We start from the raw sequence: 12,244 nt of genomic DNA on the forward strand, positions 1-12,244 counted from the left end.
ATGGCAAAGGGGAATCACAGGAAAATACGCGGCAGACCGCATAACCTGCTGGAGCACTACCAGCCGATCGACGGTGTCGTCGACGAGATGGTCGACGCATCAGGCAATCCTCGTCCGGTCTGGAAGGACTTCATCGAGGCACTGGAAGAGCTGGGGCCTGAAAAGCTCGCCCAGCGCTTCGCTCGCGCCGACCAGTATCTGCGCGACGCCGGTGTCTATTACCGCGTCTACGACAAGGCCGGCGCCAATGAGCGCGAATGGCCGTTGGCGCATGTGCCCCTGCTGATCGAGGAGCAGGAATGGGCTGCGATCAGTGCCGGCCTGGTTCAGCGGGCGGAGCTGTTCGAGGAAACGATCGCCGACATCTATGGGCCGAACCGGCTGGTCGAGAAAGGCATTTTGCCGGCGGGGCTGATCGCCGCCAGCCCGGAATATTTGCGGCCGGTCGTCGGCACCAGGCCGGCCAGCGGCCATTTCCTGCACTTCTGCGCCTTCGAGCTCGGCCGTGGACCGGACGGCCGCTGGTGGGTGCTCGGCGACCGCACGCAGGCGCCGTCAGGCGCCGGCTTTGCGCTGGAAAACCGCGTCGCCACCACGCGCGCGCTGTCCGACATCTATGGCGAGATGCATGTGCACCGTCTTGCCGGCTTCTTCCGCCGCTTTCGCGACGCGCTGAACGGCATGGCCAAGGTATCAGGCGGCCGTGTCGCCATCCTGACGCCGGGGCCGCTCAACGAAACCTATTACGAACATGCCTATATCGCCCGCTATCTCGGCATCATGCTGCTCGAAGGCGAGGATCTGACCGTCTCCGGCGGCCGGCTCATGGTACGCACCGTTTCGGGACTGATGCCGGTCAGCGTGCTCTGGCGACGGCTCGACGCCGCCTTCGCCGATCCGCTGGAGTTGCGGCCGGAGTCGCAGATCGGCACGCCAGGGCTGGTCGAGGCGATCCGCCGGGGAGCCGTTTCGGCCGTCAACGCGCTCGGCTCCGGGCTGATGGAAACGCGGGCGATGTCCGCCTTCCTGCCGAAGATTTCGCGCGAATTGCGCAACGAGGAGCTTCTGCTGCCGAGCGTCGCGACATGGTGGTGCGGCCGGGACACGGACCGTGACCATGTGCTGGCTAACCTCGACCACATGGTGATCGGTCCGGCGCTGTCGACGCGGCTTGCCTTCGAGGATGACGATTGCACCAGGCTGGGCTCGGCGCTGGTTGCCGGGGAGCGGGCCGAGCTGATAGCCCAGATCGAACGCGGCGGTGGCGACTTCGTCGGACAGGAAGCGGTAACGCTTTCGACCACGCCGGTCTATGTCGGCGGCTGGCTGGAGCCGCGGCCAGCAAGCCTGCGCGTCTATCTGGCGCGAACGCCCGAAGGCTGGACGGTGATGCCCGGCGGTTTTGCCCGTGTCGGCTTTTCGCTCGACCCGACGGCAATCGCCATGCAGCGCGGCGGCCAGGCGGCGGATGTGTGGGTGGTCAGCGACAGACCGGTGGAGCGCGAGACGCTGCTGCCGCAGGAGCACGACAGCTTCACCCGCACCTTGCCGGGGAGCCTGCCCAGCCGCGCGGCGGAAAACCTGACATGGCTCGGCCGCTACATCGAGCGATCGGAAGACACGGTGCGCATCCTGCGCGCCTATCACGTGCGGCTGGCCGAGGCCTCCGACCCGGACATGCCGCTGCTTGCCGATATCAGAGACTATCTCGAACCGTTCGGCATCGACGTCGCGACGGCGATCCCGCCGGGGCTGATCGGCACGCTGGACAGCGCCGTCTACAGCGCCGGACAGATCCGCGACCGCTTCTCGCCCGATGGCTGGCTGGCGCTGAAGGATCTGTCGAAGACCATTCATCAATTCGCGACAACGGTGGCGCCGGGCGATGACGCGACGCGGGCGATGACGGTCATCCTGCGCAAGCTCGCCGGGTTTTCGGGCCTGCTGCATGAGAATATGTACCGCTTCACCGGCTGGCGCTTCCTGGAGATCGGCCGGCGGTTGGAACGCGGCATCCAGATCGCCCGCACGCTCGCCCGATTGACCAGGGCTGCGGCGCCGGATGGCGCGCTCGACATGATGCTGGAGATCGGCGACAGCGTCATGACCCACCGGCGGCAGTATCCGGTGCAGGCCGGCCGGCGCACGGTGATCGATCTCCTGGTGCTCGATCCGCTCAACCCGCGCTCCATCCTGTTCCAGCTCGAGCGGCTGAAGGCCGAAATCGCGCTGTTGCCTGCTGTCGGTGAGGGGCATATGTCGCCAGCGGCGAAGGAGATCCTGCAACTCAACACGGCAATCGCCATCAAGGAGCCCTCGGACATGACGGCCAAGGCCCTGGACGATCTCGCCACCGAGATCGGCGGCCTCTACAACAGCCTCGCCAAAGCCTATTTCGGGTGAGCATGCTCTACGACATCAGGCTCAATCTGCGTTACGACTATGATGCGGCGGCTGGCGGCGGCCGCCATCAGGTGCGCGTGCTGCCGCCGACGATTTCGGGCGTGCAGCGCGTGATCGCCGCTTCGCTGTCCTTCGCGCCGGCGCCGAGCGAACGCTCCGACTTTTCCGATTTCTTTGGCAACAATGTCACGTCGATCGCCTTTCGCGATGCCCATGATGCGCTCGACATCAGGATGAGCGCGCGCGTCGCCGTCTCGCGGCCGGAGCCTGGGCTTGATGTGTCGCCCGACATTCGCCGGCTGCGCGAGGAACTCGACGCGGTGCGGTCGCTGTCGCCCGGATCGCCGCATCATTTCCTGGCCGCCAGCGATCACGCGGGCATCGACGCTGCGATCACGGCCTACGCGCGCGGCAGTGCCGGCAGCTCGGCTGTCAGCACTGCGGTGGACCTGTGCAACCGCATTCATCGCGATTTCACCTATGATGGCGAGGCGACCACGGTGCAGACCCGGGCGAGCGATGCCTTCGACCTGAGGCGGGGCGTCTGCCAGGATTTTTCGCACATCATGATCGCCGGCCTACGCGGCCTCGGTATTCCCGCCGGTTATGTCAGCGGGTTCCTGCGCACCATTCCGCCGCGTGGCAAACCGCGGCTCGAAGGGGCCGACGCCATGCATGCCTGGGTCAAGGTGTGGTGTGGGCGCGACACCGGATGGCAGGAATTCGATCCGACCAACGGCATGCGGGCAAGCAACGACCATATCACCGTCGGCCATGGCCGCGACTATTCGGATGTAGCGCCGATCGTCGGCGTCCTGAAGACGACGGGAGGGCAGGTCGGCGAGCAAGCAGTCGACGTCGTTCCGGTCGTGCTTGAAAAGGCATGACGGCAAGCGAGGCCACACTCGATCTTGAACATCGGCAGAAGGCTGCTTCTCGAACGCGGATGTGGTGAGCCTGGTATCTTTGTGGAAGCCATGGCGGAACCAGCGGCCGATCCGTCGCTTATCTACGGGAAATTCCGTGGAGAGGACATGCTGGACAAATCCGGGTCGTCGCCTGGCCGGTCGGCTAGCAGGAAGGTTGCTCCAGGGGCGCCGACAAATGGGTCGCAAGCCTCTGCCGATCGAGCCTCACTCACCTACATCACTGACGCCGAGCCCGGTATCCGCCGTCTGAGGGTTGGCAAGGGATTTTCATACAAAGGGCCTGACGGGCAGGGCGTCGACGAGGACACTTTGGCCCGCATCAAGGCGCTCGCCATTCCACCGGCGTGGACAGATGTGTGGATTTCGCCCGTTGCTGACGGTCACATCCAGGCGACCGGCCGGGACCAGCGCGGACGCAAGCAATATCGCTACCATGCGCTGTGGGCGGAGGAGCGTGACGGCGTAAAATATTCGAGCCTGGTTGCCTTTGCAGAAAGCCTGCCTGAGCTGCGACGCCAGATCGATGCCGATCTGCGCCGTCACGGCCTGCCGCTGGAGCGGGTTGTCGCTGCTGTGGTCTGGCTGCTCGACAACACGATGATCCGCGTCGGCAATGCCGCCTATGCTCGCGATAACAACAGCTTTGGGCTGACCACGCTGCGCGACCGCCATGTCGACATCAATGGCTCGAGCCTGCGTTTCGCTTTCAAAGGCAAGTCCGGCAAGGAATGGAGGCTAAAGCTCGCCGATCGCCGGATCGCCAGGATCGTGCGCGGGGCGCAGGATCTGCCGGGCCAGAAGCTGTTCCAGTATCTCGACGAGGACGGAAGCAGGCGACCGATCCGCTCCGACGACGTCAACCGCTACATCAGGGAGATGGCAGGGGCCGATTTCAGCTCCAAGCATTTCCGAACCTGGGGCGGCACCATCCATGCTGCGTCGCTGTTTGCGCAAACCGAACGACCCGAAAGCCAGGCACAACAGAAGCGGGTGATGAACGGCCTCATCGACAAGGTCGCCGAGCGGCTGGGCAACACGCGCGCCATCTGCCGCAGATGCTATATCCACCCGCAAGTTTTCGATGCCTGGTCCGAAGGACGGCTGCTCAGCGAAATAGCGGATGCGAACAAGCGGAAACGATCGATACCCGGTCTCGATGACGAAGAGGCTCTCGTACTGAGATGGCTGAAGGCGCAGGAAAGCTGAACCGGACAGAGCTGCCGCAGTTTCGTGATCCGTGCAGGACGTAATTTTTTGTCGACGTCATGTCGGGATAGGTCCTAGTGTTTCGTCCTTTGACAGAGAAAAGGACCACCCATGCTCTACGCGATCCTCTGCTATGCCTCCGAAGACGTCGTCTGCTCCTGGAGCAAGGAACAAGATGACGCTGTCATGGATAAACTCCTGGGCGTGCAGGAAAAATACGCTCAGGCGGGCCGGCTTGGCCCGGTGGCGCGGCTGCTGCCGACGACCGCTGCGACAACGCTGAGGAAGGTCAAGGGCGAAGCGGTCGTCATCGACGGCCCGTTTGCCGAAACCAAGGAACAATTCCTCGGCTTCTACACGCTCGAATGCGCCGATCTCGACGAGGCCGTCGACTTTGCGCGCGAGCTTTCCGAGGTCAACCCGAGCGGCGGCTCTTACGAGATACGGCCGGTTTCGCTCTTCAATCCCGCCAAGGTTTCCGCATGACCGACCTTACCTGGATCAGCACGGCGATTAGCACCGCCCGCCCACAGGCGATGGGCGCGCTGCTGCGCTACTTCCGCGATCTCGATGCGGCGGAGGAAGCTTTCCAGGACGCTTGCCTGCGAGCTCTGAAGAACTGGCCGACAAACGGCCCGCCGCGCGATCCGGCAGCCTGGCTGATCTTTGTCGGGCGCAACAGCGGCATCGACGCGGTGCGCAAGCGCGCCAAGCAGGCGCCGCTGCCGGAGGAAGACCAGATCTCCGATCTGGAGGATGCCGAGACCGACATCGCCGAACGGCTGGACGGCGCGCACTACCGCGACGACATCTTGCGGTTGCTGTTCATCTGCTGTCATCCCGACCTGCCGGCGACGCAGCAGATCGCTGTGGCATTGCGCATCGTCTCCGGCCTGAGCGTCAAGCAGATCGCCCGCGCCTTCCTCGTCGGCGAAAGCGCCATGGAGCAGCGCATCACCCGCGCCAAGGCGCGCATTGCGGATGCCGGCGTGCCATTCGAGACGCCCGGTGCGGTCGAGCGCTCGGAACGGCTCGCCGCCGTCGCCGCCATGGTCTATCTGATCTTCAACGAAGGCTATTCGACCAACAGCGGTGAGGCTCCCGCCCGCGCCCCGCTTTGCGAAGAGGCGATCCGGCTGGCCAGGCTGCTGCTGCGGCTGTTCCAGACCGAGCCGGAGATCATGGGCCTGACGGCGCTGCTGCTGCTCCAGCATGCGCGTGCGCCGGCGCGCTTCGACGAGAGCGGCGAGATCGTGCTGCTCGAGGACCAGGACCGCAGCCTGTGGAGCCGCAAGATGATCGACGAGGGGCTAGCGCTGGTCGACAAGGCATTGCGCCACCAGAAGCCCGGTCCCTACCAGGTGCAGGCGGCGATCGCTGCCCTGCATGCGCGGGCGGCAAGGCCAGAGGATACGGACTGGAACGAGATCGACCTGCTCTATAGCCTGCTTGAACAGATGCAGCCGTCGCCGGTGGTGACGCTCAATCGCGCCGTCGCGGTCGCCAAGGTGCGCGGGCCGGAAGCGGCACTTGCCATGATCGAGCCGCTGGAACAGAGGCTTTCCGGCTATTTCCATTTCTTCGGCCTCAAGGGCGGCCTGCTGATGCAGCTTGGTCGTGGCGAGGAGGCGCGCATCGCCTTCGACCGTGCCATCGCGCTTGCCAACACGGCAGCCGAGGCCGCGCATATCCGCATGCATATCGACCGGTTGATGAAGGAAGGCGCCGCGCGGGGAACCGCGCAGACAGCGCGCTGAACGACTCGCTGGTTCAACGGTCCGACCTTGGCTTAGACCATGCCGGGGTGGAGATTTTTCCCTGAAACGAGTAATGCCACGCCTTGACAGCGCCTGATGTGCCGATCGGCACAGGGACGGCATGGCACAAGGCTTTAACCGACGCCACATGAGCGACGGCATCTGAAAGGGACAGAGAATGACGATTGCGAAGGAAACAGCCGGGCTACTGGCGAAACTGGGTGTTGCCGAGGCCGCGCTTTCGGGCGGTGATCTAATCGTGCGCAGCCCGGTCACGGGCGAGCAGATTGCCGCGCTGAAGACGATCTCGCCGGCCGATGCGGCAAAGACCATCGACAAGGCCCATATGGCCTTCCAGGCGTGGCGCCTGGTGCCGGGGCCGAAGCGCGGCGAACTGGTGCGGCTGCTCGGCGAGGAACTGCGCGCACATAAGGCCGAGCTTGGCCGGCTGGTGTCGATCGAGGTCGGCAAGATCCCGTCCGAAGGGCTCGGCGAAGTGCAGGAGATGATCGACATCTGCGATTTCGCCGTCGGCCTCTCCCGGCAATTGTACGGCCTGACCATCGCCACCGAGCGGCCCGGCCATCGCATGATGGAAACCTGGCATCCGCTGGGTGTCGTCGGCGTCATCTCCGCTTTCAATTTCCCGGTCGCGGTGTGGTCGTGGAACGCGGCACTGGCGCTGGTCTGCGGCGACGCGGTGGTGTGGAAGCCGTCGGAAAAGACGCCGCTGACGGCGCTCGCCTGCGAGGCGATCTTCAAGCGTGCGGCAGAACGTTTCGGCGATGCTCCGGAAGGCCTGACGTCGGTGCTGATCGGCGACCGCGCCGTCGGCGAAATCCTGGTCGATCATCCCAAGGTGCCGCTGGTTTCGGCCACCGGCTCGACCCGCATGGGCAGGGATGTCGGTCCGCGGCTGGCGAAGCGCTTTGCCCGCGCCGTGCTGGAGCTCGGCGGCAACAATGCCGGCATCGTCTGCCCGACGGCCGATCTCGACATGGCCTTGCGCGCCATCGCCTTCGGCGCCATGGGCACGGCCGGCCAGCGCTGCACGACGCTGCGGCGCCTGTTCGTGCATGACAGCGTCTATGATGCCTTGGTTCCGCGCCTGAAGAAGGCCTATGAAAGCGTCTCGGTCGGCAATCCGCTGGAGACATCAGCGCTGGTCGGACCGTTGATCGACAAGGCAGCATATGATGCCATGCAGAAGGCATTGCAGGAGGCGGCTTCGCACGGCGGCAAGGTGACCGGCGGCACGCGGGTGGAGAACGGCCATCCCGACGCCTATTACGTGCATCCGGCGCTGGTCGAGATGCCCAAGCAGGTCTCACCGGTTACCGAAGAAACCTTCGCGCCAATCCTCTATGTGATGAAATATTCGGACTTCGACGCCGTGCTCGACGAGCACAATGCAGTCGGCGCGGGGCTGTCGTCGTCGATCTTCACCCGCGACTTGCAGGAATCCGAGCGCTTCCTCGGCGTCGACGGGTCCGACTGCGGTATCGCCAACGTCAACATTGGCACATCGGGGGCCGAGATCGGTGGTGCCTTCGGTGGCGAGAAGGAGACCGGCGGCGGCCGTGAATCCGGCTCCGATGCCTGGAAGGCCTATATGCGGCGCGCCACCAACACGGTGAACTATTCCAAGGCGCTGCCGCTGGCCCAAGGCGTATCCTTCGACATCGACTGAGAACTCCGATCGTGGCGGTCGCAATGGCCGCCACGATCGCCATGTTGCTCTCTATTCCGGGGTTCCTGGATTGTGAAAGCAATTCTGGAAGGCCGCATCGATGATCGCGAGCTTCACGGCCTGGGCGGTCATGTATTCCTGATAGAAATGGTTCGACACCCACATGACCGAATGGCCCCGCTGACCCAGCCAGCCGATGCTGCCGAGGTTTTCGGCGTCGCGCAATTTGCGTGAAAGATGGGTGCGGGAAAGCTTGAGCCAGTTTGCGAAGTCTCCGATCGAGACAATGCCGGTCGGAATTCGGTCGAGGTCGGCATGGTCGGGATCGACGCCGGACATCAGCCAATCCATGACGACGCCGCCATTGTTAAGCCAGGTGAACAGGGAAAAGGTCTGTTTCGGCTCGCGCACGGCGTGGGACGAAAGCAGGCCATCCGCCACCAGCGGCTGCAATCTGGCAAGCGCGTCCGGTCTCGCGGCGAATGTGGTCAGTCGACTTCCGCCGTCGAGACTATCCAGCGTTCTCAGATGGGCAAAGACCCATCCGGCGAGCGTTTCCAGAGTGGTCGCAGCCGGCTGCAGGGGGCGGACCCTTCTGTCTCTATTCGTCGACAGATCACGAATGAAATTGTAGTGCAGCATCTCCTTTATGAAAGCGTCGGCGGTGTTGCGGCTGGCCACCGAACAGCGGTGTATCATGTCGATAAAACGTGTGGTCGTCAGTCCGGTGCGATCGTCATGTGGTTGCCGTCTGAAGTGCAAGGCAAGACCGATGTGAGCCATCAGCCAGCGCTGCTGCGTAGCGAACACGGAAGCGAGCCGCGGGTTGGCTTCGTAGGCCTGGAGCAGCATCTGCGACTGAGCCCGAACTGACCGACGAAATGCCGGACGGCAGGCAATATCTTCCAAGTTTAGCGCCATCCTCGCCGAGCCCAATCAAGCCTTCCAATGGCGAACACCGATCACGGCTTCAGCCTTCACGGCTATGTCCAGAGGCTGGCGGATAACTGCCATATAGCGCAAAAAGTTGCCAACCGTTATGGCTGTCACGCTAAAACTGATACGCGGGCCGTGAGCACTTTTAATCGGCGCTGGTGGCTCTATGCAGCGGCTGACGTGGCCCACAGTATGTCGTTGAAACGTCACCTGTGCCGACCCATATACCGATTGCGTCGGATGTTTTCCTCCCATTGCGTCCGGCGCGTTCCCCTCTGGAGGTTTTAAACCTTCATGCTTGGCCGGACTTTTACAGTCCGGCCTTTTTTCTATTGGTCCTGTGAAGCCAGCGCGCACGGGCGCCCAATCAGCATAATGAGCTCGAAGAGCGAGAAAATGGCCGGGCCATTTTCGTCACACTCGACAGCGACGTAGGTGCGGCAACGGAAGCTGCCATTTTGTCAGGAAATCCACTAGGCTCGGCTGGTTTGCGAGACGGCGAGAGATGCCCGACCTGAAACAAATGCCCGATATGAAACAGATGAGATTGCTCGGCATCGTATCTGCGACGGCGATCGGTCTGTATGTCTGCTATCTCTTGGCGTTGCCTTTTTTGCCCGCATTGACCTGGGCGCTGGTGTTGGCAATCATCCTGTATCCGGCTCATCGGCGGGTCGGGGAAAGGCTCAGGAATCAAAACCTGGCTGCACTGGTATCGGTGAGCGTCGCGGCGATTGCCGTCGGCCTGCCGCTCATCTTCGTGGCACAGCAGCTTGTTCGCGAGGCGGTAAACGGCGCTACCTATCTGGAGGAGGTCATCCGGGGTTGGAACGCAGACGGCTTCATGTCGAACTATCCCAGGCTTTCGGCCGTTGCCCAGTGGATCGAGAACCAAGTCGATCCGGCCGGTACGGTCGCCGCATTGGTACAATGGCTGACGGGACAAAGCACATCGCTTTTGCGCGGCTCGATCAATCAGGCCGTGATGTTCGTGCTGACATTCTATCTGCTGTTCTATTTTCTGCGGGACCGCGAACCCGCTCTGCGCGGGATCGAGGGTCTCTCGCCCCTGCGTGCACCGGAGACGGCATACATACTGTCCCGCCTTGCCGAGACGGTACATGCGATCCTGATAGGCACCGTGTTTGTCGCCGCTGTGCAGGGAACGCTGGGCGGCCTGATGTTCTGGTGGCTGGGCCTGCCAACTCCGGTCTTCTGGGGTCTGGTAATGGGACTTCTTGCCATCGTGCCAGTGCTCGGCGCATTCGTGATCTGGGTGCCGGCAGCGATCTATCTCGCGCTGGAAGGGGCTTGGGCGAGCGCGGCGATACTGACCATCTGGGGCGGCGTCATCGTCGCCGGCATCGACAATCTGCTCTATCCGATGCTTGTCGGGAGCCGGCTGCGGCTCCACACGGTGGTGGCCTTTATCGGCGCGGTCGGTGGCATCGTTCTCTTTGGAGCATCCGGGCTCGTCCTTGGCCCTGCGGTGATCGCGGTCACCATCAGCCTCATTGACATCCTCAAGAAACGATTGAACGACCAACCCGAGGCGGAACCGGGGCCAAGGCGCGACACAAAGCCATCACGTCAGTCCGGAGCCGCGCCCAGCCGTGAGTAGGCACCGCCACGCGCGACCAGTTCATCATGCGGACCTTGTTCGACGATGCCCGTTTCGGCGACCACCACGATGCGATCGGCATTGCGAATCGTCGCCAGCCGATGCGCGATCACCAGTGTCGTTCGGCCCTGCGCAAGCTCTGCCAGCGACTGCTGGATCTCCCGCTCGGTCTGCGTGTCGAGTGCCGACGTCGCCTCGTCCAGGATGAGGATTGTCGGGTTCTTCAGGAACATACGCGCGATCGCCAGGCGCTGCTTCTGACCGCCCGACAGTTTTACGCCACGCTCGCCAATGATCGTATCGAGGCCTTCCGGCAGAGAAGCGATGAGTTCGTTGAGGCGCGCGCGGCGCGCGGCCTCGACGATCTCGCTTTCGATCGCGTCCAGCCGGCCGTAGGCGATGTTCTCGCGGATCGTGCCGCCAAACAGGAACACGTCCTGCTGCACGATGCCGATCTGGCCGCGCAACGAAGCCAGCGTCATGTCGCGGATATCCAAACCGTCGATCGTGATGGCGCCGCTGTCGACCTCGTAAAAACGCGGCAGCAGCGAGCACAGGGTCGTCTTGCCGGCGCCTGACGGCCCGACGAAGGCGATGGTCTGTCCCGCTGTTATGTCAAGATTGATGTTCTTCAAAACCGCCCGTTCGCCGCTATAGCCGAAGGTGACATCCCGGTAGCTGATGTCACCTCGGAGCGTCGGTGCATCAACCGCGCCAGGCCGATCCGCGATGTCGGGCTCGGTGTCGAGGAGAGCCGCATAGCGGCGGAATCCGGCGATGCCTTTCGGATAGGTTTCAATCACCGAATTGATCTTGTCGATCGGCCGGAAGAACACGTTGACCAGGAGCAGGAAACCAACGAAACCGCCACCGGAAAGTTCGCCGCGCAGCACGAGGTAGCTTCCGGCGATCATTACCACCAGCTGGATCAGCCGCATGCTCATGTAGCTCAGCGACGTGCTGGCCGCCATGATGCGATAAGCATCGAGCTTGGTCTTGCGGTAGCTGGCATTGTCACGCGCGAAAAGATTGCGCTCGTGGTCTTCATTGGCGAAAGCCTGCACCACCCGCATGCCGCCGACGTTCTCCTCGATGCGAACATTGAAATCGCCGACCCGCCCGTAAAGCGCCTGCCAGTTGCGCGTCATGCGCGCGCCGTAGCGGCTCGTCACCCAGGCGACCAGCGGAACAATTGCCGCCGTGATCAGTGCAAGCTGCGGATTGACCACGAACATCAGCGCGAAGGCGCCGAGGAAAGTCATGATCGCGATGAACAGGTCTTCCGGGCCATGATGGGCGACCTCGCCGATTTCCTCCAGATCCTTGGTGACGCGGGCGATGAGGTGGCCGGTCTTGTGGTTGTCATAGAAGCGGAACGAGAGCTTCTGCAGGTGATCGAAGCTCTTCCGGCGCATCTCGGTCTCGATGTTGATGCCGAGCATATGACCCCAGTAAACCACGACCGCCATCAGTCCGGTGTTCAGCACATAGATGGCAAGCAGGCCGGCCGACGCAGCAAGGATCAGCAGCCATTGCTGAGTCGGCAGCAGGTCGTCCACGAACACCTTGACTGCCATCGGGAACCCGAGCTCCAGCATGCCAGACAGAACCGCACAGCAGAAATCCAGGATGAACAGACCTTTCCAGGGGCGGTAGTAGGAGAAAAATCTACGAAGCATTGGGACGCTTTTTCTGGCTCGAA

Annotated in this window: 9 protein-coding genes; 7 read left to right on the forward strand and 2 right to left on the reverse strand. The window is 63.1% G+C overall.

Translation table 11 applies throughout. The annotated features are described in order from the left end of the window. From EOB36_RS03215 to EOB36_RS03240, 6 genes are all read left to right on the forward strand, one after another. Positions 1–2,403, forward strand: a complete 2,403-nt coding sequence (locus EOB36_RS03215; protein ID WP_095484109.1) for a circularly permuted type 2 ATP-grasp protein — start codon at positions 1–3, stop codon at positions 2,401–2,403. A 2-nt stretch (positions 2,404–2,405) separates the two neighbouring features. Then, on the forward strand, positions 2,406–3,290 hold the full coding sequence (locus tag EOB36_RS03220) for a transglutaminase family protein (RefSeq protein ID WP_128284267.1): 885 nt from the start codon (positions 2,406–2,408) through the stop codon (positions 3,288–3,290). Between the two features lie 147 nt (positions 3,291–3,437). Beyond that, entirely contained in the window at positions 3,438–4,538 is a 1,101-nt protein-coding gene (locus EOB36_RS03225) for a DNA topoisomerase IB (RefSeq protein WP_128284268.1), read from the forward strand. A 111-nt stretch (positions 4,539–4,649) separates the two neighbouring features. Further along, a complete protein-coding gene (locus tag EOB36_RS03230; protein WP_128284269.1) occupies positions 4,650–5,024 on the forward strand; it encodes a YciI family protein in 375 nt (124 codons plus the stop codon). Beyond that, positions 5,021–6,295, forward strand: coding sequence for an RNA polymerase sigma factor (locus EOB36_RS03235; protein ID WP_095484112.1), 1,275 nt, complete (start codon positions 5,021–5,023; stop codon positions 6,293–6,295). The genes EOB36_RS03230 and EOB36_RS03235 overlap by 4 nt, the downstream gene beginning before the upstream one ends. Before the next feature lie 178 nt (positions 6,296–6,473). After that, positions 6,474–7,985, forward strand: coding sequence for an aldehyde dehydrogenase family protein (locus tag EOB36_RS03240; RefSeq protein WP_127203812.1), 1,512 nt, complete (start codon positions 6,474–6,476; stop codon positions 7,983–7,985). A gap of 51 nt (positions 7,986–8,036) precedes the next feature. Here EOB36_RS03240 and EOB36_RS03245 read toward each other — a convergent pair whose 3' ends face one another. Next, positions 8,037–8,906 (reverse strand): hypothetical protein, encoded by an 870-nt coding sequence (locus EOB36_RS03245; protein WP_128284270.1) that lies wholly within the window; start codon positions 8,904–8,906, stop codon positions 8,037–8,039. A gap of 520 nt (positions 8,907–9,426) precedes the next feature. Between EOB36_RS03245 and EOB36_RS03250 the strand changes: the two genes are divergently transcribed. Next, positions 9,427–10,542: an AI-2E family transporter gene (locus tag EOB36_RS03250; protein WP_095484115.1), complete on the forward strand. Its 1,116-nt coding sequence runs from the start codon at positions 9,427–9,429 to the stop codon at positions 10,540–10,542. Here EOB36_RS03250 and EOB36_RS34850 read toward each other — a convergent pair. Continuing rightward, on the reverse strand, positions 10,512–12,221 hold the full coding sequence (locus tag EOB36_RS34850) for an ABC transporter ATP-binding protein (RefSeq protein WP_245467588.1): 1,710 nt from the start codon (positions 12,219–12,221) through the stop codon (positions 10,512–10,514). The genes EOB36_RS03250 and EOB36_RS34850 overlap by 31 nt on opposite strands. Positions 12,222–12,244 lie beyond the last annotated feature (23 nt).

Origin of the sequence: Mesorhizobium sp. M6A.T.Cr.TU.017.01.1.1, assembly GCF_004023115.1 — a bacterium.
Taxonomy (GTDB): Bacteria; Pseudomonadota; Alphaproteobacteria; order Rhizobiales; family Rhizobiaceae; genus Mesorhizobium; species Mesorhizobium mediterraneum.